This window comes from Mycolicibacterium neworleansense, from assembly GCF_001245615.1.
Taxonomy (GTDB): Bacteria; Actinomycetota; Actinomycetes; order Mycobacteriales; family Mycobacteriaceae; genus Mycobacterium; species Mycobacterium neworleansense.
Map to the genome: position 1 here is coordinate 2,273,252 of NZ_CWKH01000001.1, position 23,779 is coordinate 2,297,030.

23 protein-coding genes are annotated in these 23,779 nt (G+C 64.4%); 6 read left to right on the forward strand and 17 right to left on the reverse strand.

Annotated features, from left to right (window positions below; genetic code table 11):
• The first annotated feature begins 38 nt into the window (after positions 1–38).
• Together BN2156_RS10760 and BN2156_RS10765 are read left to right on the forward strand one after the other, a co-directional pair.
• Positions 39–923, forward strand: coding sequence for an SDR family oxidoreductase (locus BN2156_RS10760; RefSeq protein WP_090513300.1), 885 nt, complete (start codon positions 39–41; stop codon positions 921–923).
• Positions 924–959: 36 nt separating this feature from the next.
• Positions 960–2,246: an amidohydrolase family protein gene (locus BN2156_RS10765; RefSeq protein ID WP_090513302.1), complete on the forward strand. Its 1,287-nt coding sequence runs from the start codon at positions 960–962 to the stop codon at positions 2,244–2,246.
• Positions 2,247–2,319: 73 nt separating this feature from the next.
• Here the strand turns inward: BN2156_RS10765 and BN2156_RS10770 are convergent, their stop codons facing one another.
• Positions 2,320–3,555 carry a cytochrome P450 gene (locus tag BN2156_RS10770; protein ID WP_090513306.1) on the reverse strand — a complete coding sequence of 412 codons (1,236 nt, stop codon included), beginning with the start codon at positions 3,553–3,555 and terminating at the stop codon, positions 2,320–2,322.
• On the reverse strand, positions 3,552–4,607 hold the full coding sequence (locus BN2156_RS10775; protein WP_090513309.1) for an LLM class F420-dependent oxidoreductase: 1,056 nt from the start codon (positions 4,605–4,607) through the stop codon (positions 3,552–3,554). The genes BN2156_RS10770 and BN2156_RS10775 overlap by 4 nt, the downstream gene beginning before the upstream one ends.
• Positions 4,608–4,747: 140 nt before the next feature.
• Between BN2156_RS10775 and BN2156_RS10780 the strand changes: the two genes are divergently transcribed.
• On the forward strand, positions 4,748–6,244 hold the full coding sequence (locus BN2156_RS10780) for an acyl-CoA carboxylase subunit beta (protein ID WP_090513311.1): 1,497 nt from the start codon (positions 4,748–4,750) through the stop codon (positions 6,242–6,244).
• A gap of 94 nt (positions 6,245–6,338) precedes the next feature.
• Here the strand turns inward: BN2156_RS10780 and rox are convergent, their stop codons facing one another.
• From rox to BN2156_RS10800, 4 genes are all read right to left on the reverse strand, one after another.
• Positions 6,339–7,766, reverse strand: a complete 1,428-nt coding sequence (gene rox / locus BN2156_RS10785; protein ID WP_090513313.1) for a rifampin monooxygenase — start codon at positions 7,764–7,766, stop codon at positions 6,339–6,341.
• Between the two features lie 126 nt (positions 7,767–7,892).
• Positions 7,893–8,954: a TIGR03857 family LLM class F420-dependent oxidoreductase gene (locus tag BN2156_RS10790; RefSeq protein ID WP_090513316.1), complete on the reverse strand. Its 1,062-nt coding sequence runs from the start codon at positions 8,952–8,954 to the stop codon at positions 7,893–7,895.
• A complete protein-coding gene (locus tag BN2156_RS10795; protein WP_235625269.1) occupies positions 8,951–9,328 on the reverse strand; it encodes a nuclear transport factor 2 family protein in 378 nt (125 codons plus the stop codon). Before BN2156_RS10795 ends, BN2156_RS10790 begins: the two co-directional genes overlap by 4 nt.
• Entirely contained in the window at positions 9,325–10,416 is a 1,092-nt protein-coding gene (locus BN2156_RS10800; RefSeq protein WP_235625270.1) for a phosphotransferase, read from the reverse strand. The genes BN2156_RS10795 and BN2156_RS10800 overlap by 4 nt, the downstream gene beginning before the upstream one ends.
• A gap of 64 nt (positions 10,417–10,480) precedes the next feature.
• Between BN2156_RS10800 and BN2156_RS10805 the strand changes: the two genes are divergently transcribed.
• Positions 10,481–11,092 carry a TetR/AcrR family transcriptional regulator gene (locus BN2156_RS10805; protein ID WP_090513321.1) on the forward strand — a complete coding sequence of 204 codons (612 nt, stop codon included), beginning with the start codon at positions 10,481–10,483 and terminating at the stop codon, positions 11,090–11,092.
• On the opposite strand, the gene BN2156_RS10810 is transcribed toward BN2156_RS10805, so the two are convergent.
• Genes BN2156_RS10810 through BN2156_RS10820 form a run of 3 tightly spaced genes read right to left on the reverse strand, consistent with a single transcriptional unit; the run spans position 11,075 to position 14,788 of the window.
• Positions 11,075–12,202, reverse strand: a complete 1,128-nt coding sequence (locus tag BN2156_RS10810) for an alpha/beta hydrolase (protein WP_407661664.1) — start codon at positions 12,200–12,202, stop codon at positions 11,075–11,077. The two genes, BN2156_RS10805 and BN2156_RS10810, sit on opposite strands and share 18 nt — an antisense overlap.
• Positions 12,156–13,772, reverse strand: a complete 1,617-nt coding sequence (locus BN2156_RS10815; RefSeq protein WP_090513326.1) for a flavin-containing monooxygenase — start codon at positions 13,770–13,772, stop codon at positions 12,156–12,158. The genes BN2156_RS10810 and BN2156_RS10815 overlap by 47 nt, the downstream gene beginning before the upstream one ends.
• The gene (locus BN2156_RS10820) at positions 13,769–14,788 is read right to left on the reverse strand and encodes an NAD-dependent epimerase/dehydratase family protein (protein WP_090513327.1); all 1,020 of its coding nucleotides are present in this window, start codon (positions 14,786–14,788) and stop codon (positions 13,769–13,771) included. The genes BN2156_RS10815 and BN2156_RS10820 overlap by 4 nt, the downstream gene beginning before the upstream one ends.
• Positions 14,789–14,877: 89 nt before the next feature.
• On the opposite strand from BN2156_RS10820, the gene BN2156_RS10825 reads away from it, so the two are divergent.
• Positions 14,878–15,819 (forward strand): TIGR03619 family F420-dependent LLM class oxidoreductase, encoded by a 942-nt coding sequence (locus tag BN2156_RS10825; protein ID WP_090513329.1) that lies wholly within the window; start codon positions 14,878–14,880, stop codon positions 15,817–15,819.
• 60 nt (positions 15,820–15,879) lie between these two features.
• On the opposite strand, the gene BN2156_RS10830 is transcribed toward BN2156_RS10825, so the two are convergent.
• Together BN2156_RS10830 and BN2156_RS10835 are read right to left on the reverse strand one after the other, a co-directional pair.
• The gene (locus tag BN2156_RS10830) at positions 15,880–16,314 is read right to left on the reverse strand and encodes a nuclear transport factor 2 family protein (protein WP_090515768.1); all 435 of its coding nucleotides are present in this window, start codon (positions 16,312–16,314) and stop codon (positions 15,880–15,882) included.
• Between the two features lie 73 nt (positions 16,315–16,387).
• Positions 16,388–16,951: a nuclear transport factor 2 family protein gene (locus tag BN2156_RS10835; protein WP_090513332.1), complete on the reverse strand. Its 564-nt coding sequence runs from the start codon at positions 16,949–16,951 to the stop codon at positions 16,388–16,390.
• A 140-nt stretch (positions 16,952–17,091) separates the two neighbouring features.
• Here BN2156_RS10835 and BN2156_RS10840 point away from each other — a divergent pair, with 140 nt between their 5' ends.
• Positions 17,092–17,730: a TetR/AcrR family transcriptional regulator gene (locus tag BN2156_RS10840; protein WP_090513334.1), complete on the forward strand. Its 639-nt coding sequence runs from the start codon at positions 17,092–17,094 to the stop codon at positions 17,728–17,730.
• On the opposite strand, the gene BN2156_RS10845 is transcribed toward BN2156_RS10840, so the two are convergent.
• From BN2156_RS10845 to BN2156_RS10870, 6 genes are read right to left on the reverse strand one after another with little or no spacing between them, the layout of a single operon-like run.
• The gene (locus tag BN2156_RS10845; RefSeq protein ID WP_090513337.1) at positions 17,727–18,905 is read right to left on the reverse strand and encodes an acyl-CoA dehydrogenase family protein; all 1,179 of its coding nucleotides are present in this window, start codon (positions 18,903–18,905) and stop codon (positions 17,727–17,729) included. The two genes, BN2156_RS10840 and BN2156_RS10845, sit on opposite strands and share 4 nt — an antisense overlap.
• A gap of 15 nt (positions 18,906–18,920) precedes the next feature.
• Positions 18,921–20,297, reverse strand: a complete 1,377-nt coding sequence (locus BN2156_RS10850) for an LLM class flavin-dependent oxidoreductase (RefSeq protein WP_090513339.1) — start codon at positions 20,295–20,297, stop codon at positions 18,921–18,923.
• The gene (locus tag BN2156_RS10855) at positions 20,282–21,250 is read right to left on the reverse strand and encodes a TIGR03564 family F420-dependent LLM class oxidoreductase (protein ID WP_090513342.1); all 969 of its coding nucleotides are present in this window, start codon (positions 21,248–21,250) and stop codon (positions 20,282–20,284) included. Before BN2156_RS10855 ends, BN2156_RS10850 begins: the two co-directional genes overlap by 16 nt.
• A 10-nt stretch (positions 21,251–21,260) precedes the next feature.
• Positions 21,261–22,145 (reverse strand): SDR family NAD(P)-dependent oxidoreductase, encoded by an 885-nt coding sequence (locus BN2156_RS10860; protein WP_090513344.1) that lies wholly within the window; start codon positions 22,143–22,145, stop codon positions 21,261–21,263.
• The gene (locus BN2156_RS10865) at positions 22,145–23,521 is read right to left on the reverse strand and encodes a cytochrome P450 (protein WP_235625271.1); all 1,377 of its coding nucleotides are present in this window, start codon (positions 23,519–23,521) and stop codon (positions 22,145–22,147) included. The genes BN2156_RS10860 and BN2156_RS10865 overlap by 1 nt, the downstream gene beginning before the upstream one ends.
• A 1-nt stretch (position 23,522) precedes the next feature.
• Positions 23,523–23,765, reverse strand: coding sequence for a ferredoxin (locus BN2156_RS10870; protein WP_090515770.1), 243 nt, complete (start codon positions 23,763–23,765; stop codon positions 23,523–23,525).
• Positions 23,766–23,779 lie beyond the last annotated feature (14 nt).

Here is a 23,779-nt window from a genome sequence, read left to right on the forward strand (position 1 = left end):
CCCAAGTCCTTGAATGCGCATACTGTAACCTATTCAGTATGTCGCTTTCCGGGAAGACGCTGTTCATCTCCGGCGCCAGCCGCGGCGTCGGTTTGGCGATCGCCAAGCGTGCCGCCGCCGATGGCGCCAACGTCGCGCTGATCGCGAAAACCGCGGAACCGCACCCCAAACTTCCCGGCACCGTGTACACCGCCGCCAAGGAAATCGAGGACGCCGGCGGGCACGCACTCCCGATCGTTGGCGATATCCGCGACGGGGACGCCGTGGCCGGGGCCGTGGCCACGGCGGTCGCCCAGTTCGGCGGCATCGATGTCTGCGTCAACAATGCATCGGCGATCAACACGGGCGCTGTCGAAGATGTGCCGCTCAAACGCTTCGACCTGATGAACGGCATTCAGGTCCGCGGCACCTACGCGGTGTCGCAGGCCTGCATCCCCCACATGAAAGGTCGCGAGAATCCGCACATCCTGACTCTCTCACCGCCGATCCGGCTCGAGCCGAAGTGGCTGACACCGACGGCCTACATGATGGCGAAGTTCGGGATGTCCTTGTGCGCATTGGCACTTGCCGAGGAGCTCCGACCGTACGGGATCGCGTCGAACACGTTGTGGCCGCGCACTTCTGTGGCCACCGCGGCGATCCTCAACCTGCGTGGCGGCGAGGAGTCGATGAAGCGCTCCCGACGCCCTGAGGTGTACTCCGATGCCGCCTACGCGGTACTCAACCGGCCATCACGCGACTACACCGGTCGCAGCCTGTTGTGTGAGGACGTGCTGCTCGAGTCGGGCGTCACCGACCTCTCGGTCTATGACTGCGTACCTGGCGCCGATCTCCGGATCGATCTGTGGGTCGATGCGGCCGATCCGCCGGGATACGTGGGTCCAACTCCGGACCGAAGAACCACCACCGAAGCTAAACTGTGAGCCATACCGTAAGGCAGTCGTGAATGGAGCGCGTTCGTGAATAAAGACGACATGATCCTGATCAGCGTGGACGATCACATCGTCGAGCCACCTGACATGTTCAAGAACCACCTTCCGAAGAAGTACGCCGATGAGGCACCGCGCCTGGTGCACAACCCCGACGGCAGCGACACCTGGCAGTTCCGCGACATCGTCATCCCCAATGTCGCGCTCAACGCGGTCGCCGGCCGCCCCAAGGAGGAATACGGCCTGGAACCTCAGGGCCTCGATGAGATCCGCAAGGGCTGCTACAACGTCGACGAGCGGGTCAAGGACATGAACGCCGGCGGCATCCTGGGCTCGATCTGCTTCCCGTCCTTCCCCGGCTTCGCCGGGCGCCTGTTCGCCACCGAGGATCCGGAGTTCTCCCTGGCGCTGGTGCAGGCCTACAACGACTGGCACATCGACGAATGGTGTGGCGCCTACCCGGCCCGGTTCATCCCGATGGCGCTGCCGGTGATCTGGGATGCCGAGGCGTGCGCGGCCGAGGTCCGCCGGGTCTCGAAGAAGGGTGTGCATGCCCTGACATTCACCGAGAACCCGGCCGCCATGGGTTACCCCAGCTTCCACGACGATTACTGGACTCCGTTGTGGAAGGCATTGTGCGACACCAACACCGTGCTCAATGTGCACATCGGGTCGTCAGGCAAGCTGGCCATCACCGCACCCGATGCTCCGCTGGACGTGATGATCACGCTGCAGCCGATGAACATCGTGCAGGCCGCCGCGGATCTGTTGTGGTCCAAGCCCGTCAAGGATTATCCGGATCTGAAGATCGGCCTGTCCGAGGGCGGCACGGGCTGGATTCCGTATTTCCTGGAGCGCGTGGACCGCACGTACGAGATGCATTCGACCTGGACGCACCAGAACTTCGGCGGCAAGTTGCCCAGCGAGGTCTTCCGCGAGCACTTTCTGACCTGCTTCATCTCCGACCCGGTCGGCGTGGCGCTGCGCGACAAGATCGGCATCGACAACATCAGCTGGGAAGCCGACTATCCGCACAGCGACTCGATGTGGCCGGGTGCCCCCGAGGAGTTGTGGGATGTGCTGACCGAGAACAACGTGCCCGACGACGAGATCAACAAGATGACACACGAGAACGCCATGCGCTGGTACTCGTTCGACCCGTTCACCCATATCTCGCGTGAACAGGCCACCGTCGGCGCACTGCGTAAAGCCGCTGAGGGTCACGATGTTTCGATCCGGGCGCTGAGCCACCACGAGCAGGGCACCCGAGGCGACGCATTGCATGCCGCCGCTCGGGGCAACTCGGGTTCCAGTTAGTCCTTCATCGCCCAGATCAACGAAATGGCTGTTATCCGACCGGGATAACAGCCATTTCGTTGTTTTCGCGTGTCTAGCGCAGCGAGTAGCGCACCGGCAGGTGCTTGAGACCGCCGACGAACGTGGTGGCCATGTGTTGCGGTTCGCCGGCAAGCTCTGCGGAGCGCAGCCTCGGCAATAGCTCGGAGAAGAAGCTGTTGATCTCCAGCCGAGCCAGTGCGGCACCGAGGCAGAAATGCACACCGTAGCCGAACGCGATGTGTTTGTTGGGATTTCGCCCGACGTCGAAGCGGAACGGATCTACGAAGACGTCCTCGTCGCGGTTGCCCGAGACATAGGACAGCAAAACCGACTCGCCCTTCGCAATGCGTACACCGCGAATCTCGTAGTCCTGTTGCGCGGTACGCATGAACTCCTTGACCGGTGTCGTCCACCGGACCATCTCCTCGACCGCCAGCGGCATCAGACTCATGTCGTTCTGCAGCCGGGCCAGCTGGTCGGGGTTCCGCAGCAGCGCATGCATACCGCCGGAAATGCTGGCACTGCTGGTGTCGTGGCCGGCAGCGGCGATGATCGCGTAATAGGAAACCGTGTCGATATCGGACAGTGGCTCCCCGTCCAGCGTGGCGTTGGCGATCGTCGAAGCCAAGTCGTCGGTGGGATTCGCCCGACGCGAGGCGGTCAGTTCGGTGAAGTACTGGAACATCTCGAGCAGCGCCATGCCCTGCTCTTCCATGCTGGTGCCGCGCTTGAACTCGTCGTCGTCACTGCCGAACAGCTCCTGGGTGAGCTTGAGCATGAACGCAAAATCGGATTCCGGCACGCCGAGCAGCGTCATGATCATGTACAGCGGATAGTTCACGGCGACCTGCTGCACGAAATCGCATTCCGGCCCTTCGTCGACCATCCGGTCGACGAACTGCTTGGCCAGTTCGTCGGCTCGATCCTTCAACGCGCGCATAGCCTTTGGCCGAAACCAGTTGGCTCCGATGGCCCGTAGGTCGCGGTGCAATGGGTCGTCAGTGTGGATCAACGTCCGGATGCCGATCGCGGCCTGCTGCTCGTCGCCCTCGCGGGTGACCAGCACCGGCCGGGGCGAGTTGGTGAAGATGTCGTTGGCACGCTCGATCTCCATGATGTCCGCGTGCTTGGTGATCGCCCAAAACGGGGCGTACTCTGGCACCTCGACCCAGGACACCGGGGCGTTGGCCCGCAGGTGGGCCAGGTCCGCGTGCAATGTCGCCTCGTCGGCATACGCCGACGGGTTGGCGAACATCTTGGCGGTGTCGTCGACGGTGCGGACTGTCATACGTTGCTCCTCACTGGCGGGCATTCACGGAACTCCTGAAGCACCGCGTTCACGGTTTCGGGGGACAGCGCGGCGGGAAAGCCGGGCAGCACGCGGTCGATGACGCCGTCGCAGCGCCGCCACAGGGCCGCGGCGAGTTCGGGGACCGGGGCGACGACGGCGAACGTGCCGAGCACTTCGTCGTCGATCAGCTCCCCCATCGCGTCCCACTGGCCGGCCAGCGACAGCCGGTGCAGTTCGGTGTGCAGATCGCCCCAGCCGTGCAACTCCAGGACTTTGCGGTAGGCCGGTGTCGATCCGTAGAACGCGAGTTGTTTGCGGGTGGCGACCGACGCCGCGGCCATCTCCTGTTCGTCGGCTCCGGTGACCAGGAAGACCGGGCAGGACACCTCGAAGTCGGTGCGGTCACGACCGCTGCGGTCCATGCCGCGCCGCAACGCCACGGTGGTCACCTCGTCCAGATAGCGCCGGGTGGTGAATGCGTGTGCCAGCAGACCGTCGGCCGTCTCGCCGCACACTTCGGTCATCAGTTCGCCGACCGCGGCCAGGAACACCTTGGGCAACGACAGCTCCGACGGTTCCGGGGTGAACATCGGCGTCATGATCTTGTGGGTGTAGAACTCCCCCTCGAACCGCAGCTTGGTGCCGTCACGCCAGCAGCCCCAAATCGCGTGCAGCGCTTCGATGTACTCACGCATACGGCGGGCGGGATGGCTCCAGGGCATGCTGAAGCGCTTTTCGATGTGCGGCTGGATCTGGGTGCCCAGCCCTAGGATGAAACGGCCTCCCGAGTAGGTCTGCAGATCCCAGCCGAGCTGGGCCATCGTCATCGGATTGCGCGCGAAGGCCACCGCGATGCTGGTGCCGATCTGGATCCGCTCGGTGTGTTCGGCCGCGATCGTCAACGGCAGGAACGGGTCGTGGTTGATCTCGCCGGTCCAGCACCCGTCGTAACCGTCCGCTTCGAGGTCGCGGGCCACGTCCGGGACCTCCGCGAGCCGGCTGGGAATACCGCGGTCGACTTTGACGGCGCGCGGAACGGGGTCACTCATCGGCGACACATTCCTTTGCCGGCGTGATTCACCATGCGCAAAACAAGCACCCGATCGACGCTACAGTAAGCAATTCAGTATGGTCAACGGCGGTAGGCTTGTGCACCCAAGCGCAAACGCAAGACAAGAAGGACGGCGGCATGACGAACGACCCGGAGTGGAAGGAAACACTCGAGGACCTCGCCCGCCGACGTGAACATGCGTACGGCATGGGCGGAGCTGAACGGCTGGCCAAGCACCACGGCAAGGGCAAACTCGACGCCCGCGCCCGGATCGCACGCCTCCTCGACCCCGGCACGTTCCAGGAGTTCGGCACCCTTGTCGGCGGTGACATCGCCGCCGACGGGCTCGTCGCGGGTTCGGGCCGCGTCGACGGAACACCGGTGATGGTGGGAGCCGAGGACTTCACGACGCTGGCCGGCAGCATCGGGCCCGGCGGCAACGCCAAGCGGTACCGGCTCGCCGAATTGGCGCTGCGCAACAAGATTCCGCTGGTAATGCTGTTGGAGGGCGCGGGTTTTCGCCCCAGCGGGGAGCATTACGGACGAACGCCGACTGATCTGATCGCCCAGGCGAAGTGCTCCGGAAAGGTGCCGACCGTGTCGGCGATCCTCGGCCCGTCCGCCGGCCACGGCGCCCTGGTGGCCCCGGTCTGCGACTTCACGATCATGAGCCGGCAGGGAGCCATCTTCACCGCTGGGCCGCCGGTGGTGAAAGAGTCGACCGGAGAGGACATCTCAAAAGAGGACCTCGGCGGGCCCAATGTCGCGCTGGCAAGTGGCGTGATCCACAACTACGGCGAAGACGACGAGTCCGTCATCGACGACATCCGGCGCTATCTGTCCTACTTCCCGTCCAGCGCATGGTCCTATCCCCCGACGCGCCTTGCCGATGACACCGCCGACCCGCGGCTCACACCCGAGATCCTCGATATCATCTCGCGCGATAATCGGCAGATCTACGACATGCGCGCCGTGCTCGACGAGATCTTCGACCGCCCCGACTGGTTCGAGGTGCAGCCGAAGTTCGGCCGCGCCATCATCTGCGCGCTGGCCCACCTCGGCGGCTATCCGGTTGCGGTGGTCGCCAATCAACCGCAGGTGATGGCCGGTTCGATCGACGCCGATGCCGCCGACAAGGCCGCACATTTCATCTCGGTGGCGGACTCGTTTCACCTGCCGATCGTGTTTCTCGCCGACAACCCGGGCATGCTGCCGGGCAGCCGGTCCGAGGGCAGCGGCGTATTGCGCAGCGGCGCACGCATGTTCGCCGCCCAGACCGCCGCGACAACGCTCAAGTTGCACGTCACGCTGCGCAAGGCATTCGGCTTCGGTTCGATGGTGATGTCGCTGTTGGGATTCGACGATCAGGTCGCCACTTTCGCCTATCCCGGCGCCACGATGGGCGCGATGGGCGCGGCCGCGCTCAGCGCCGCCACCCATGCCGGCGAGGACTACGCCGAAGTGCTCAAGCGGATGGAACTGGAGGCGTCCTTCCGGTCGGCAGGTCACCTCGGGTTCGACGAGCTCATCTCCCCCGAGGAGACCCGCAACGCGCTACTGGTCACCTTGCAGCACGGCATCTTCAGCCGCCAGGAGGTGGCCGAGCCGGTCTCCCGCACGTTGATCATGCCGTAGCCCCTTCACCGCGAGCGTGCGTGTCTGCCGGTCGAAACGCCGTATTTAATAGCATTCTGCGCACACTCGCGCCCGGCCGGCCGAGGCCAAACCGTCAGCACGCCTCAACTCCGAACCACGTCGGCAGGTGCTCCGTCAGGTCTGCCTGATCGTCCCCCACCCACGCCACGTGGCCATCCGGCCGTAGCAGTACCGCGGGCACATCCAACTCGTCGCTGGTGTCGACGACATGGTCGACGCGGTCGCCCCAACCGCCCACCGAGAGTCGACCGGTTTGGTCGAGCAGCAGTCCACGGCCGGCGTGCATCAATCCGTAGAGGCGACCACGTGTGAGCTCGATGTCCCGCAACCGTCTGCCGACCAGGTCATGCGCGCCGCCGAAGTCGTAACGGATCGCGATAGCGATGATCTTCTCGGTCAGATGCCGGCTCACCCCCGGGAAGTCCATAAGCTCGGCAACCAGCCGCCGCACCGCCTGAGCGCCAGGTTCCAGCGACATCAGTTCCATCTGTGCCCGGGTGCTGTCCAGCACGTCGGCGGCCACCGGACGGCGTTCGTCTCCGTAGCTGTCCAGCAGATCCGTCGGAGCCCAGCCGTTCACCGAAGCCGCCAGTTTCCAGCCGAGGTTGAAGGCGTCCTGGACACCGAGATTGAGTCCCTGCCCGCCGGCCGGCGGATGAACATGCGCGGCGTCACCTGCCAGCAGCGCCCGCCCGCTTCGGTACCGCTCGGCCAGCCGGGTACCGTCCCCGAATCGAGACAGCCAGCGCGGGGAATGCACGCCGAAGTCGGTGCCGGCGGTGATCAACAACTGACGCTTGAACTCCTCCAGTGTCGGTGGCCTGACCCGGTCTTCGGCCACCGCATCGGCCGGCACGATGACGCGGTACACGCCGTCGCCCAACGGCATGGCCCCGAACCGCAGTTGGGTCTTGCGGACCTCGGCCATCACGGCGTCGAGTGTTTCCCGATCCACGTCAAGCTCAACCTCGCCCAACAGCGTCTCAAGCCTCGCCGGTTCCCCGGGAAAATCGATACCAAGCAGCTTGCGGACCGTGCTGCGGCCACCGTCGCAGCCGACGAGGTAGCGCGATCTCAACCACGACCCATCAGCCAGTTCGACGGTGACGCCGTCGTCGTTCTGGCTCACTCCGGTCACCTCACATCCGCGGCGGATCTCGGCGCCGAGGTTCTCAGCGTGCTCGGTCAGCAGACGTTCGGTGATCGTCTGCGGGATCCCGAGGACGTAGGCGTGCGCGGTGTCGAGTCCTTCGGGCTGCGGTTTGGCGATGCCGGCGAAGAACCCTCCGATCGGGTGCCGCTGCCCGTGCTCGAGGAACCGCGACAGTAGACCGCGCTGGTCCATGATCTCGATACTGCGTGCGTGCAGCCCCAGCCCACGGACCACCGTGGACGGCTCTGGCTCCTTCTCCAGCACGACGACGTTCACACCGTGCAGACGTAGTTCGGCGGCGAGCATCGATCCGGTCGGTCCCGCGCCGGCAATGATCACGTCAAACATGAATCCCCTGTCTCCGCTGCTCAGCGCTGCGGGAGGAGATTGTGCACCACCTCCGGGGTCTTGCCGCAAGACCCCGGGTGCGCTATATGTTGAAAGTGGCAGGGAGCGGACGACGCCCCTGCTGTTCTATTTTCCGGTGGCTGACGCCTGGGTTGCCCGGTATTCGGTGACGATCGGCTCGAGCTCGTCGGGGGTGGCCCCGTGCATGATCACCGCGTCGGCACCGTAGTCGAATTCCTTGCGGATGCGGGCGACGCATTGGCGTGCCGATCCGGTGGCCGAGGGTTCCAGCCATTCGTCAGGGATGAGTGTGGCGATGTGCTCGATCTGCTCGGCGCTGGCCTTGTGATCGATGCCGCCCGGGATCGAGGTGACGACGGAATCTTCCCGGAACCGTTGCAGCACAGCAGGATCCCAGTTGTTCGTGCTCACCAGTAGGTCGCCGTAGCCCTGCAGGTAGGTGGCCAGCCGGGCCACGGTCTTCTTGAGTCGTAGTTCCTCGGGCAGGTGATCGCCGACGGTGGCAAAGCAGGACCACACCCGCACGCTGTCGGGGTCACGGCCGGCCTGCTCGGCGGCATCCTTGACCGTCTTGACCGCGCGTTGCAGCGTCTCCGGGGTGAAATAGGTGTGCAGGATGACGTCGTCGAACTCCCGCCCGCCCAGCGCCAGTGTCTGCGGCCCGAAGGCGACGATCGCCAGCCGAATATCCTCTTTGAAGTCGGGATCCAGGAACAGGACCTGATATTTCCCGATCGGTCCGTCGTGGTTGAAGATCACCTCGCCGTGCCAGAGCTTGCGCATGACCTGGGCGAAATCCTCCATCTGCGCGGTCGTCACGGCCGGGACGCCGAAGGCGTTGTACATGGCGGCGACCCCGCGGCCGATGCCCAACGTGAATCGGCCCCTCGACAGCCGGTGCATCGTGGTGGCCCACGACCCGGTGATCAGCAGGTGGCGAGTGTTGTGATTGGTTGCCGCCGTGGCGATCTGCATCCGGTCGGTCACCGCACACGCGGCGCCGACGAGCGAGGACGCCTCCTTGACGTTCCACCGTTCGGAGATGAACGCGGTGCCGAAACCGAGTTCCTCGCCGCGGCGCGCCTCGTCCATCAGCGTGGCCGGGCCTTCACCGCCCGCCCCGGCCAGCAGGTAGTAGCCAAGCTCGTCGAGTACAGGTTCACTCATGCCCAAACTCCTTGTTTGTAACCGCAATTCCAGACTTCGGTGATCCGGCCGTCGACGACGCGGAAGATCTCCATGCTGCTGATCGTGATGGCGCTTCCGTCGGGGAACGACATCGGTGATTCGTAGACGATGGTGACGTGCTCCCCGTCGTCGCCGGCGATCACCAGATTGAGATCGAAACGGACGGTCTCGAACATCGCCCAGTGGTCGATGATCCGCTGCACCGCCTGTCGATGGGTCAGATTCTGCGCCTCCCCCACGTCGTGACGAATCACGTTGTCGCCCATCAGTTCTTCTGCCAGGGCGAAGTCCCGCTCGTTCCACACCACCAGGTTGTAGAGCTCGACGACTTCGCGGGCGGTACGCACACTCACGCGAACACCTCCAAAGCGTCGATCTCGTCGATGCAGGCGACGGCCCGGTCGACGAGGGTCAGACACAGTTGTCGCGAACGCTCCGGCATCGCATCCCATCCCACCAGCGTGATGACGGGAAGCACCATCAGATAAGCGACCGCGAACCGGTAGTGCCGCCAGGCTTCGTCGAAGCCATAGTCGGTCAATCCGTGGCTGCCCAGTCGGTCCAGGTATTCGCGTACCAGGATCTGATCCTGACCGCGCCGGGTGTCGGTGGGCAACCCCTGGCTCACCAGGTAGCCGATATCGGCCACACCCGCTCCGTGACTGGCGAATTGGAAGTCCACCACCTTCAGTCGATCGCCGTCGAAGAACATGTTGTCGGCCCGGATGTCACCGTGCAGGAGCATCGTCCGCTCGGTGAGCGCGGCCAGGGCCTGCGGGGCCAGCTCCACGAAGCGCTCGGCGAACTCGGCCACCTCGGGTGGGACAGCCATCGACGAATGCTCTCGGTAGGCTTGCCATCCCAGTCCGAAGACCGGCAGGAACAGGTCGCGGGCCATGGGCGTGTCCAAGCTCGGGAACTCATCGACCAGTGCTGGGTCGGCCGTGGTGACCGACCACGCATGCAGGGCGGCGAGCTCATCGATGGCGATCCGGGCCCGGTCCAGCGGCAGGCCGGCCAGGTGGTCGGCATTCACCCAGTGCTGCAGGTCTTCCATCACCAGGACGAAGTCCACCGTGCCCTTCACCATGCGCGCGGTGTGCACGTGCGGCGTGGACATCGGCGCGTGTCCGGCCACCCGCTGGTAGAAGGCGAGTTCACGACGATAGCCACCGAGCATGTCCATGGCGCCGCGCGCTTCCGACTGGGCCGGTAGTTTCACGATCACCGAGGGCGGAACATCCTGACCACTCAGATGCAGTCGGTACAGCAGCGAGGAGAAACCGCTGTCCATCGCGATCTGCTCGGCACGGATCTCGCTCACGGTAGCGGTGTCGGGTGCAGCGGGATCCGCACGCAACACCTCGGTCAGCCAGGCGACGGTCACGGCATCGATTTGGGCCGGCACGCTCACGGCGTCCTGGGCGTGAGCGTTCGTCACCATCGACTCCCCGAAATTATTTGACACTGAACAAGCAACATAATTGTCGGGCGTCTAATATGCAATGGTGCCTTCACCCGAACGCGGGTTGACCCAGCCGCAACGTGTCGAGATCTCCGGTCAGCGGCTGCTGCACGCTGCCGCCGAACTGATCGTCGAAAAAGGTTGGGAGGCAACGACCGCCGCTGAGATCGGTCGCCGCGCCGGCTACAGCCGAGCCATGGTCCATGCCCGTTACGGCAGCAAGGACGCCATCCTGGAGGCCTTCCAGCAGGCCTACGTCGTGCGACTGAACCCTGACCCTGAACCTGGCACCACCGGCCTGCAGCAGGTGCTGGCTCACTTCGACCGCATAGCGGAGATCCATGCCGAGGATCCGGAGCTGATGCGGGCCATGTTCGTCTCGGCGTTCGAAGCGGTCAAGACCACATCGCCGTTGCGCGACGCCCTCCGTGCGCAGTTGTCCGGGGCCGCAGTCAAAGTCGAAGCGGGCTTGCGCTCCGGCATTCGCGACGGGTCGATCCGGCCCGACGTCGATCTGGAGGCGGCCAAGCAGGACATCACCGGATCGGTGTTCGGCATCGCCTACCACTGGGTGGTGCTGTCCGAGAGTGTGGATCTCGACCGGCAGCTGGATTGCGTTCGGAGCCGGATCATTTCACAGTACGGCGCGTAACGGCTCGAGAAAGCGGCTGGTTGCGTCCTGAACCGCACCGGAGAACAGGTGCCCGACGTGACTGCCGTCGTGCCAATGCAGTTCGCCGCCCCACCGCTCGTGCAGGGCAAGTGCCGAATCCCGCATTGCCATCCGGTCATGCCAGGCCCCGACGATCAGTCGGCGATCGCCCCGGGGCACAGTGGCCAACGGGTCCACCACCGAGGTCAACGCCGTCACGACATCCGACTGCAACTGCACCCCCGCCGCGCGCCCGGCCGAACCCCACCGCCCGAGGTGCAAACCGATCATGGTGTTGAGCCCGAGAATGGGCGTGTAGACCGCCACTGCGCCGACCCGGGCGTCGAGATGCGAAACCAGCGCCGCCACAGCACTACCCAGCGACAACCCGGCCACCGTGATCGACGACGCCTGCGGCTGCAGCCAGCCGATCAACGCTCGCACCTCCGACACCGCGCGCATCGTGCCGGCCACATTGGCCAGGGGATCGCGGGCGGGGTACTCGGGCCAGGAACTGCGCCGCGGCCCGTGCCCGGGTTGCACCGGCAGTGCCACGTTGAATCCGAGTTGCTGCAACTGCCGCACCCGGGCCACCAGTAGATCCATCGGATCCCCTTGACCGGCCCCGTGTACCCAGATGAGCCACGGCCGGACCTCGTCGTTGCGGCGGTACAGCCGCACTCTGGCCGTGGCCGGACCGCCGTGGCCGTCGGCCAGCACCGAGTCCGGCAGTACGGGCTCATGATCGAAGACGAGCTCCTCGAAGGTCAGTGCGCCGAATCGACGGGCCCGGATGTGCTTGACCTGCAGCGCATCCGGGGACGCATGTGCGCCGTCGATTCCGAGTGCGGCCAGTTCGGAGGCGGCCTCTTCATAGTCACGCAGTGCCCGCGGTATCTGGGGTGGTGCACCGGTCAAAGTCATCCCGGTGACCACCAACTCGTCGAGCGTGACCTCACCGAGCTGGCGCAGACCGGTCACCGACAGCGGGTTCCACTGGCCGGCGAGTGCGCCGACGGAGCGCGGCACCACGCCGCCGAGCCCCCACGCGATGCGTGCAGCCCTAAGCAATGGTGAATCCGGTGTAGCCGTCCGCGGCGATCTCGTCACAGCGACGACGGTACTCGGGGATGCCGGCGGTGTATCCCAGGTACATCCGCTTCTTGCCGGGCACGTTGCCGCCGTTGTACCAGGAGTTGCAGCTCGGGTGCACCAGCACGGTCGGCGCGACGAGGGCCGTGGTGTGCTCGACCCATTCGGTCTGCGCCTGCGGCGTAGCCTCGATGCTGCGGTGTCCACCGGCCCTCAGGTAGACGATGCAGTCTGCGATCCAGTCCACGTGCTGCTCCAGTGCGGCCACGAAATTGGTTGCTGCCGAGGGGCTTCCCGGTCCCTGAATCGTGAACAGGTTCGGGAACCCGGCGACGGCCAATCCCAGGTAGGACAGCGCGCCCTCCTTGGACCAGTACTCCCCCAACACCAGCCCGTCACGGCCACGCACGTCGATCCGGCTCAACGCGCCGGTCATGGCATCGAACCCGGTGGCGTATACGATCACGTCGAGGTCGAAATCGCCCTGCTCGGTGGAAATCCCGGTCTCCGTCACCTCACGGATCGCGCCCTTGCGCAGATCGACAAGGGTTACGTTGTCGCGGTTGTAGGTCTCGTAGTAGCCCTGGTCGATGATGGGGCGTTTGCAGGCGAACGGGTGGCTCGGGGTCAACGATGCCGCCGTCTGCGGATCCCGGACGATCCGCGCCACGGCCTGCCCGTACAGCTCGGTGGCCATCCGGTTGGCGTCGATGTCGAAGAAGACGTCGCCCCAATTGAGCGCACCCATCACGCCGTGTTCCTCGACGGCGCGCTGCTTCTCCTCGGGTGTAGCCGATTTCACCGGCGGCCGCACCAGCATGTCCAGCAGCACCGAGAACGCGCTCAGCCGTGCGGCACCGACCGGGTGCTCCCGTTGTGCGGCGCGTATCTGCGGGTAGTCGGCCTTCAGGTCGTCGAGTTCACCCGGCTCGAACGGGCGCACCTGCCACGGCAGCGTGAATGCCGGTGAGCGCTGAAAAACCGTCAGCTGCGCCGCCTGCGCGGCAACCACCGGGATCAGCTGCACACCCGTGGAGCCGGTGCCGATCACCCCGACCCGCTTGCCCGCAAGGTCCACGCCCTGATGCGGCCAGCGGCTGGTGAACACAGACGTACCGGCGAACCGGCCCATCCCGGGAATGTCGGGTTCGAGAGGGACAGAGAGGATTCCGGTGGCGGCCACCACGAACGGCGTGTGCAGTATCTGACCGTCGGAGGTGGTGACGGCCCATTGTGACGTGCTCTCGTCGAACACCATCGTCACGACCTCGGCACCGAATGTGATGTCCCGGCGTAGGTCTAGCCGGTCGGCGACGAAGTTCAGGTATGCCTCGATCTCCGGCTGAGCCGGCATCGTCTCGGTCCAGATCCATTCCTGCTGAATCTCGTCGCTGAAGCTGTAGGAGTACTCGATGCTCTCGATATCGCAGCGAGCACCCGGGTACCGGTTCACCAGCCAGGTCCCGCCGACGCCGTCGGCCTTTTCCAGGACTCGCACCCGCAGCCCTGCTTCGCGGAGTCGGTGCAGTGCATACAGGCCGGAGAATCCGGCGCCGACGACTACAGCATCAAAGGCTTCGCTGCTCACAAATCTATGACCTTCTCGTTGCGGTTCTTGCGGTCCACGTAGAACTGCGCGGCGCGGCCGATCGATTCGGCGGTCGGCGCCGGTTTCCAGCCGAGGTCACGGGTGGCCTTGCTGTGATCGGCCGGCGAGGTCAGCCACATCAGCCGCGCGGCGGTCAGATTCATGGGAAAGTCAGTGCCGAACAACCGATTCGAGATGCCGGCCAGCCAGCCGAAGACATACAGGGGCGCCATCGGTATGCCGAATCGGGGCGGCCGGGCACCTACTGCCTCGGCTGCCACGGTGAACATCTCCCGCTGGGACATATAGCGCTCGGACACGATGTAGCGTTCTCCGATCCGCCCGTGCTCGGCGGCCAGGACGAGAGCCTGTGCCGCGTCGTCGATCCCGACCACCTCCGAGCCGACACCGCGCACGTATACGGGCAGCTTGCCGAACGCGGCCATCGCGACGAGCGCCCCCTGCCTCGGCTGCCAGTCGGGTGGGCCGTACGGGTTGGATACACACATCGCCACCGCTGGAAGGCCACGCTCCCGGGCATAGGACAGGACGAGGTCCTCGGCCTGACGCCGGGATTCGATGTACGGGCCGCCTTTGCCGGCCCAGTTGAACGGGGTGTCTTCGTCGACGGTGGTGCCGGCGTCACCGACGGCGATCGTTCCGATGGTGCTGAGGAACACGAACCGCTGCAGGTCGGCGTTCACCGCGACGTCGAGGACGTTGCGCAGACCCTCGACGTTGGTTGAGAACAGGGGCGTCGGGTCGGCCAGGTGAGCCCGGGTGTCGACGACGCAGTAGAACACCACGTTTCGGTCCGCCATCGCAGCCGTCACCGCGGCCGTGTCGAAGATGTCGCCGTAACAGCGCTCGACGTCGACATCGTCGATGCCCTTGGTCGAACTGCTGCGTCGGAGTAGCACCCGCACGTCGTCACCACGCTCGACGAGTTGCCGGGTGACACATGCCCCGACGTTTCCGCTCGCGCCCATGACGAGCACTTTTCGCCGGCGATCCATCGCTACTCCATCCCAGTCGGTTACCAGTGTTGGATGATACGGTAATGCTTTCAGTAGTGCCCCGAAACGGGTCAGAAACGGGGAAATAGATGAAGTACACCCTCGAATATCCGAGCGAGCTGCCCACCGCACCTGACGACTTCCTGCATCCCGAGGTCATCCACGCGGTCGCCACCCAGGCCGAAGCGTCGGGCTTTTCGGCCGTCGCCCTGAGCGAGCATCCGGCCCCGTCGGTCAAGTGGCGGAACAACGGCGGGCACAACACGCTGGACCCGATCGCCGCTCTGAGCTTCATGGCGGCTGCCACCACGCGTATCCGGTTGATGACCAATCTGTACGTGCTGGCCTTCCGCAACCCGTACCTGTCCGCCAAAGCACTGGGCAGCCTCGACCTGGTCTCCGGGGGCCGGCTCATCGCGGGCGTCGGGGCCGGCTACCTGGGTTCGGAGTTCGCGGCGGTGGGCGTCAGCCTTCACCGTCGCGCCGAGTTGCTCGATGAGGCGCTGGCGTCGTTACGGGCCATCTGGACCGACCCCGAAACACCGGTTACCGGCGCCGATTTCGCGGCGGTGGGACCGGTCTGGCTGCAACGGCCCGTCCAGCGGCCACATCCGCCGATCTGGATCGGCGGAAATGGCGCCGCCGCCATTCGACGCGTTGTCGAGCACGGCGACGGCTGGATGCCGATCATCGCCGCGTCAGGCATGGCCTCTGCCATGCGCACCGCGGCCATCGAGAACACCGAGCAATTCGGCGCGGCCGCGCAGCGCCTGCGCAACCGGCTCACCGAGGCCGGCCGTGACCTGTCAGCCGTCGATATTCAGGTTGTGTGCCCGCCCGTCGACCTGGACGACGCTGCCTCGTTGCGTGGTGCACGTCAGGTGCTGGCGGAGCTCACGGGACACGGTGCGACGTGGGCGGTCGTGCATGTCGACGGCAGCAGCCCGCAAGCCGCGCTCGACTACATCAAAGCCTTCGGCGAGGCAATGGATCTCGTCGCAGACCAGGGTGTCTCGGCTTCGCGTCTGTAACGCAGTGGCCGTGATTCGGGCGGCTTATCGCCGCTGCGTTACACACGAACAGGCGCCGGGTTAGGCGGATTTGAACTTCAACAGCGTTCGGGTCAGGTGCAGGCTGGTGATCTGCCATGTGCCGTCACGCTTTTCATAGGTCTCGTGGTAGTGGCCCGCCCCGTGCAGCTCGTTGCCGTCGGCGAAGAACAGCATGTCCTCCATGGCCCAGATGCCGGTTGCGGTGGTGTCAGAGGTCATCGTGATCTCGGGGGTATGGCAGTGGTGCACAGTCGCCGCATGCTCCACCCCTCCCCACACCACGGGTAAGAATTCCTCGAAGCCGTTCAACGGTGGAGCGGTCTGCGGGTCGGCACCGCCGGTCGACACCGCCATGTCGAGCTTCACCACGACGTCTTCGGCGAACAGACCCCGCCAAGAGTCGATGTCCTTGGTGTCCAGGTATCGGCAGTATCGGGCCTTGAGCTGCTTGATCGCCTCGATGTCGTCGGACATGCGCGCCTCCTCGGTATCCACCGAGATGTATACCGTAAGACGTTCCGCACCGGAACGGTGGACCCCGAGCCGATTACCAGCGCGCCGGCGCCGGGGTGTCCAGCGACAGCGGGCGGTCGTAGGACAGATCGGCACGGTCGCGGGTGCCCACGAGATAACCCTGCTCGGCGAAGAAGGGCGACTGCAGCACCCTGGCGTCGGCGAGGAACATACCTTCCACGGTCGACCGACGAACGGCGATGCGCCACTGACCATCTCGGCGTTCCATCCGATCGAGGTAGCGTCCGGTGATGAATTGGGCACTCTTGCCGTCGATTCCGATCAGCACGACGATCACGTAGCTCTCGGCATGTGCGGTGTCACCGTCGACCTCGCAGGTGTGTGTGGTGATGTTGTGGGTGTGGACGCGAGACGTCTCAGCGTGAGTCTTGTTCGCCCACTCACCGTAATCAGGGCCCGTATTGACTGCTCGTCCGTGTTCATCGAGGCCGTCAGGGTGGTACGCCGAGGCGATCAGGTCGATGTCGTGGCGGTCGCAGCCGCGGGCGTGCCGGGCGATGCAGTCCAAGATCGCGGTTCGGTCCAGCAGATACCGAACGTCTCGCTGCAATACGTCCAGTGCGGGATCGACTGTCATCGGAGCTCCTGCTCGTCGAGTGGAAGAAATCCGTGTCGCGGGCACACGTTCAGATGCGTGGGCGACTACGAAATGACACTATACGACCGTACAGCAGGAATCGAGTGCCAAAATGCTTGTATCGACCGAGCGAGGAGACCATGGCAGCAACGTCGCGACGGGTGGGCGCCGAAACGTCCAAGACGAGGGACACGCTCCTGGACTGTGTCGAGCAGATGATGCTCAGCGAGGGCTATGCGAGCGTCACCTACCGGGCGCTGGCCGCCAAAGCCGAGGTGACTCCCAGTCTGGTCCAGTACTACTTCCCCACCCTCGATGACATCTTCGTCGCCGCGATACGGCGGTATTCCGAGCGCGGGATCAACCACCTCTCCGAGCTACTCACATCACGCGCGGAAGACCCTTTGCGAGCCGTTTGGGAGTACAGCTGGGATGAGGCCACCGGTGCTCTGATAACCGAGTTCATGGCGCTGGGCAACCATCGCAAATCGATCCGGACCGAGATCGCCAAGGTGACCGAGAATGTGCGCAAGATGCAACTCGATGCGCTGATAGCCAAGTTCGGTGAAGACGCTCGGCCAATCGGGGACCTCTCGCTGCCCGCGCTGCAGGTTTTGATGTCCGGACTGCCGAAGTTCCTCAATCTCGAGAAAGGCATCGGTGTCAGAACCGCACATGCCGAGGTTACTGAGGCATTCGAACGCTACTTGGACCTCGTAGAGCCGCCGGTGTCACCGAAGAAGAAGGCTGCGCCACGCCGGCGCAAGGCACAAACCTAACCGCGCGGGAGCCCGAGCGCCCGTTGCGCGATGATGTTGCGCTGTATTTCTGAGGTTCCGCCTGCGATGGTGGCACCGAAACTACGCAAGTAGCGAGTGAACCAACTACTGGTGTAGCTCTCGAGGTGGTACGGCGAGAAGGAACCTGTCTGGGCGGGATCGATGAGTCCAGCTGAACCCGACCCGTTGAACGCCGCGTCGGCTGCTGCCTGTATCGCCTCGGAACCCATCAGTTTCAGTACCGACATCCTTGACGGGTCATCCGCTCCCCTTGCGGCTCTGGTGAGTTCGGCCGATCCCATCAGGCGTAGCGCCCAGTCGTCCATGACCAACGTCGCATAGGCGTCGCGGTCGACGTCCGACGCGGGCCGCCAGTCCTCGATGAACTCCTGCAGCCGGTCGGCATAGCTCAGCCACAGCAAGGTCCGCTCGTGGCCGAGTGAACCGTTGGCTACCTGCCATCCCCCGTTGAGTTCACCGACGAGATTGCCGACGGGCACGCGGACGTCGGAGAAGAACACCTCGTTGAAGTCGATGTCATCTTGGCCGCACGCCGATGCGAAGGGCCGGCGCGTGACACCCGCCAGATCGGTGGGTATGAGCAGGACGCTGATGCCTTGGTGCTTCGGTGCGTTCTGGTCGGTGCGCACCAGCGTGAACAGCACGTCGGCGTCGTGTGCACCGGAGGTCCACACCTTCTGACCGTTGACGACGAAGTGGTCGTTGTCGAGCACGGCCCGGGTTCGCAAAGACGCCAGATCGGATCCAGCCCCGGGTTCGCTCATTCCCAGCGCCGCGGTCCTCTCCGCACGCAGGATCGGAATGGCCCACCGCTCTTGCTGTTCCGTCGTTCCGAAGTGGATGAGCGAAGCGGCGATGATACCCACCCCTTGCGGGTTGAAAGTCTGATACACCCGCCGCCGGGACAGTTCTTCGAAGTACACGTACTGCTCGACCACAGTTGCGTTTCGGCCGCCGAATTCGGGCGGGTATCCGGGATGCAGCCAACCGTTGTCGAACATCAGACGCTGCCACTGACGTGCCCATTCGGGAACATGGGCGCTCGACGACGATCGCTCCGCCGAGGCCACCGCGGCATCGGGTAGGTGCGTATCCAAGAACTCGATGAACTCGGCTCGGAATGCCTCCACCGCCGGGTCGAACGTGAGCTGCACTACGACTCCTGCCGCTCATCCATTGCTGAACATGCCCCGATAGCCATAGGCGGGGTGCCGGTCGCTGATGTCCGCGGTCGGAGAACCGAACAGTTTCTCTCGAAGCGTTCCGGGCCGATATTCCTTCTGCATCAGCCCATTCGATTGGAGAACCGGCACCAGATGGGTGAAGAAGTCGTCGTAGCTCTCCGGCATGAGCGCGTTCATCACCTGAACACCGTCTACTCCGGCTCGCTGATACTCCTCGAGGCGCTTGGCGATCGTCTCGGGTGACCCGACGACCATCTGGGGCAGTGACAGCGACGTGAGGAAATCCTTGACGGTGGGCTTGGTGCCTTCCGGCCAGGCATTGATGACGGAGAGAAATGCCCCACGGATACCCGGGATCTCGTCCACGATGTCCTCCAGTGGCGTGGCAGGGTCGTAGCGGCCCAGGTCGAGCCCGCTCAGGCTGGAGAAGTAGGCGGTTTGCGCCTCTTGGCTGCGGAACTCCTCCAGTTCACCCCACTTGCGGTAGGCCTCTTCGTCAGTCGATCCGATCACGAACATCATGCCCTGAAGGAACAGGATGTCACCGTCGCGTCGGCCGCGCTCGCGTGCCAGGCCACGCACAGTATTGACTTGCTGTGCAATGGTTTCCAGCGTCATGGCCGAAAGGAACATGAGTTCGGCGTGGCTGCTGGCGAAGTCCAGGCCCGCGGGCGAGCCGCCGGCCTGGGCCAAGACGGGCGTGCGCTGAGGCGACGGCTCCATCAGGTTGAAACCCTCGATGCTGTAACGCTTACCCTCGTGGTTGATGTCGTGGACTTTCGTCGGGTCCGCATATATCCCGGAGTCCGGGTTGTTGACGACCGCATCGACGTCCCAGGACCCCTCCCACAGCTTGTAGGTGACGTCGACATACTCGGCAGCCCATGCGTAACGCTCCTCATGTGAGGGGCTGGTCGGCAACCCGAGATTGCGGAAGGCCTTCTCGTTCGCCGACGTGACGATATTCCAGCCGATCCTGCCGTTTGTGAGGTTGTCCAGGGTGGAGACGGCACGGGCGAAGACGAACGGGTGATGCTGGATGACCGAACTGGTGTACATAAAGCCCAGATCCTTGGTCTGATGCGCCATTGCCGGGATCACCATGGTGCAGTCCCCGATCGGCACGTTCATCGCCATCTCGAAGATCACGTCGCGAGAACCGTTGTACTCCCCCTGAACACCGATCACGTCGGTGAAGAAGAAGGCATCGACCTTCGCCTTCTCGGCTTTCTTGGCCAGATCCACCCACAGGTCGAAGCCCTTGAAGTCTCGGTTGCGAGCTCGTGGATGCCGCCAACTGCCGTGGAAGTTATGGCCGATCGAGTCCATGAGCAGCAACGTGAAGATCATCCGTTTTGACATATCCGTCCTCGATTCGAAGTTCTTCGGCTACGCGCAAGTTCGATGAGCAGGTCCCGCGTCCGGGCCAACGACGACCGCCGTGCGTCACGGTCAGGGCCAACCGCAACAGGTTGGGCCCAGATGTCCGTTGCACCGGAATCCAGCAGCCGTTGCAACCCGGCCTCCACAGCGGCCTCATCTCCTACGATCGCCAGATCAGCCGCCGACGCGGCACCACCTGCTTCGATGATGCGCCGGTAATTGGCCATACCGGCATATCCGCGGGATGTCTCGGCCACAGCACGTCGCGCTTCGTCGACGTCGCTGTGCACTGCGACGGGCAACCCCGCCACGATTCGGGGCAGCTGCCGCCCCGCGGCGGCCGCTGCCGCGGAAAGTGCTGGTGCGATGTAATTTTCGATCGCCTCGGCGGAGGCCATCCACAGCACCACACCATCGGCATATCTACCGGCGATACGTACCATGCGCGGCCCGAGGGCCGCGAGCAGGACCGGGATCCGGTGGTCTACGGCAACCATTCGGCCCTGACTGCCGTGCAGCGACCAGTGCGAGCCCGCAGAATCGACAGTCTCGCCCCGCATCAAAGCGGTGAGGATCGCCAAGTACTCCTCGGTGTTCTGCGCGGGCTGCGCGTACGAGAGGCCGAGGACGTCGCGGACGACAGGTTCATGGGAGGGGCCGATGCCCAGCACCAGCCCGGACCGCCCCATCGCGTTGGCCGCTGCGGCCACCCGGTTGGCTTGCAACAGCGGATGACACGGATAGGTCTGCAGCACCGCCGTGCCCAGTTCGATGGACGTCGTCGCCCGCCCGGCGAGGGCCATTGCCACCAACGGATCCCCCGCCACCCCGCTGGCATACCACAGCGCGCTGAATCCGTCCGATTCTGCTTGTGCGGCTTGGTCCACGATCTTGTCCACCGTGGACCCACCACCCGTCAACCCGATGCGCACGCGGTTCCCCTCAACGCATCGTGTGCGCGTACTGCGTGTGCGGGTGCACACCGAACATGTCGCGGTAGGACGGCGGTTGGCGTCCCTCCTCATCGCGAATGCCGTACTTGACTGCCAGTTCAGCCCCGATAAGTGTCTCGCCGCTCATCTCCATCAGGTCCGGATCGTTGTACAGCGCCCAGATGACGTGTCCGGTCAGTTCGGGTGTTTCGGCGGAATCCAAGATATGTCCGAACTTTTCGGGCTTGGCGGCGATGATTGCCCGGACCCGGTCGGTCAGAAGGGAACCCATCCAGATCGAGATCGCGGCGATGTCGAACTCACGCAGGTCGAAGGCCATGTCCGCGGCCATTTTGTCGGTACCTGCCTTCGGTACCCCGTAGGCCGGGCCGAACGCATAGTGGGCCGCCCCCGAGGACGACGAAAAGGCCACGAGCCCTTTCCGTTGCGGGAGCATGAGCGGGGCGGCGTAGACAGTCGCGACGTAGCTGCTACGCAGGCCGACGTCCAGCGTGTCAATGACGTTCAGCGGCTCTTCCCAGAATTTCGTGCGGCCCATCATCTCGTCGCGGATGATCGCAGCGTTGTTCACCAGGATATCGACCCGGCCGTGGTCACGGTCGATCTGCTCGAACAGTGCCTTCACCTGGTCGTCATCACCATGATCAACCTGCACGGCAATCCCGCACCCACCAACGGCACTGACCTGGGCCGCAGTCTGGTCAATGGTGCCGGCCCGAGGTGCAGCAGATCCGTCACGGCTCCGGCCGGTGACATACACCGTGCATCCGTGACTACCCAGCGCATGTGCGATCCCGGCACCGGCGCCGCGGCTGGCGCCGGTGACCACGGCAACGGGCGCACTTGAGGTCGCCTCGTCCGTTTCAGGAGCCATCAGTCGGTGATCTTCGCTGCTTGCTTGGATTCGGTGATCGGGCGCGCCAATCCCTGCTCATCGCAGACTATTTGCAGTTTCTGTACAGTCTCGTCGACACCGGGGCCCAAGCGTGGGCCGGCAGTGAATGTCGCCGGCAAGTGCCGCATGCCCTGGATTACACCGATGGTGTCGTAGTGCACGGTGCCCTCGGCCACGCACTGGTAATCCGGCATCCGGTCCAGAACTGCGGTCAGCATCGACTTGAACACCGTGCGTGCCACGTTGGAGCCTATGCAGCGGTGCACACCGAGCCCGAAGCTGAAGTGTCGGTTGCCTTTTCGATCCAGTACCAATTCGTCCGGGTCGGTGAACACAGCCGGGTCACGGTTGGCCATTGCCCAGGACAGCCATAATCGATCCCCCTCCTTGAGTACAGCACCACTGACATTCATGTCTTCGGCCACCGTCCGCGCGTCGCCTGGCGCGGGCGTGAAGTAGCGGAGGAATTCTTCGGTGGCCAGGTTGAGCAAGTCGACTCGATTGTCGCTGAGCCGGGTTCGTTGTTCGGGGTGCTCTGCCAGCCACTCCAGTGCGTGGGCGGTCAGAGCCGTAGTGGTGTCGAATCCTCCACCGATGAGCAGATTGAGCATGCCGATCAGTTCGATATCCGGAGGCGCCTCACCGTCGATTCGGAGCTTTGCCAACGCGTCGATGATGCCCGGGCGGGGTTCTTCGCGGATCTCGACGAGGTTGGTGAACAGGTCCACACCCATCGCCATGTACAACTCGCGCACGCGGGCCGAGTCAGGCGAATCGGGCGGCGTGTACACAGAGGCGTGCGCTGGTTCGTTGTAAAGCGTCCACTTTTCCAGCCGGACCCCCAGCATGGCCAATGTGAGCACGGCGGGCACCACGTTGGCCAGGTGGTCGACGAAGTCGATGTGTCCGCTTTCGATATGGTCATCGATGCAGGCCCGGACGATCTCATCGACGAAGGGTTCCCAGCGTCGCACCGCGGCCGGCGACAAGTAGGGATTCAGCGCCGTGCGATAAAAGCGGTGCTCCGGGTCGTCCATCTCCAGCATGCCGCCCCGGAAGCCCTCTCCTTCCACCATCAGCGGAATGGAGATTCCCTTGTAGCCTCGGCGCTCGTTGCGCACATCGTGGTCGTTGGAGACGTGTGGGCAGCGTGCGAGCTCAAACACCTGTTGGCTGCCCGCCGCAACCCAGTGCCCGTCGTAGGTGTCGGTCCAGGCAATCGGGCACCGCTGATGCATTTCGTGCGTGATGTCGAGGAAATGTTCGCGGTAGCCCGATGTGTGGCGATCGAAGTGATACCGCGCCGGCCCCACCGCATCCGCGGAATCCGTCGACCGGTCAGAGAGTGTGCTCACGTCATATCTCCATTCGTCGGCCATGTGCGGCGCGGGCCGAAATCACTCGCTCGACCAGAACTTCGATGGCTTGCTCTGGACACGAATGCACGGCTTCCAGCACCTGCTCGCGGTCCTCTGCCGCAACGTCTTCCGTGACCACGCGCGCGTGGCCGTCCACATCGTCGAGTTCGAAGGACTGCGGCGCGATCATGGCGCACAGGGTGTGTCCCTGACACCGCGCGGAATCTACTCTGACGCGCACAATTACCTCCCCCA

Coding starts and splice junctions, on each gene's coding strand:
- BN2156_RS10770 (WP_090513306.1), bottom strand. CDS start 3,555: ATGACAGTCCGCACCGTCGACGACACCGCCAAGATGTTCGCCAACCCG.
- BN2156_RS10840 (WP_090513334.1), top strand. CDS start 17,092: ATGGCAGCAACGTCGCGACGGGTGGGCGCCGAAACGTCCAAGACGAGG.
- BN2156_RS10780 (WP_090513311.1), top strand. CDS start 4,748: ATGACGAACGACCCGGAGTGGAAGGAAACACTCGAGGACCTCGCCCGC.
- BN2156_RS10825 (WP_090513329.1), top strand. CDS start 14,878: ATGAAGTACACCCTCGAATATCCGAGCGAGCTGCCCACCGCACCTGAC.
- BN2156_RS10830 (WP_090515768.1), bottom strand. CDS start 16,314: ATGTCCGACGACATCGAGGCGATCAAGCAGCTCAAGGCCCGATACTGC.
- BN2156_RS10760 (WP_090513300.1), top strand. CDS start 39: ATGTCGCTTTCCGGGAAGACGCTGTTCATCTCCGGCGCCAGCCGCGGC.
- BN2156_RS10775 (WP_090513309.1), bottom strand. CDS start 4,607: ATGAGTGACCCCGTTCCGCGCGCCGTCAAAGTCGACCGCGGTATTCCC.
- BN2156_RS10850 (WP_090513339.1), bottom strand. CDS start 20,297: ATGTCAAAACGGATGATCTTCACGTTGCTGCTCATGGACTCGATCGGC.
- BN2156_RS10820 (WP_090513327.1), bottom strand. CDS start 14,788: ATGGATCGCCGGCGAAAAGTGCTCGTCATGGGCGCGAGCGGAAACGTC.
- BN2156_RS10805 (WP_090513321.1), top strand. CDS start 10,481: ATGGTGCCTTCACCCGAACGCGGGTTGACCCAGCCGCAACGTGTCGAG.
- rox (WP_090513313.1), bottom strand. CDS start 7,766: ATGTTTGACGTGATCATTGCCGGCGCGGGACCGACCGGATCGATGCTC.
- BN2156_RS10790 (WP_090513316.1), bottom strand. CDS start 8,954: ATGAGTGAACCTGTACTCGACGAGCTTGGCTACTACCTGCTGGCCGGG.
- BN2156_RS10835 (WP_090513332.1), bottom strand. CDS start 16,951: ATGACAGTCGATCCCGCACTGGACGTATTGCAGCGAGACGTTCGGTAT.
- BN2156_RS10860 (WP_090513344.1), bottom strand. CDS start 22,145: ATGGCTCCTGAAACGGACGAGGCGACCTCAAGTGCGCCCGTTGCCGTG.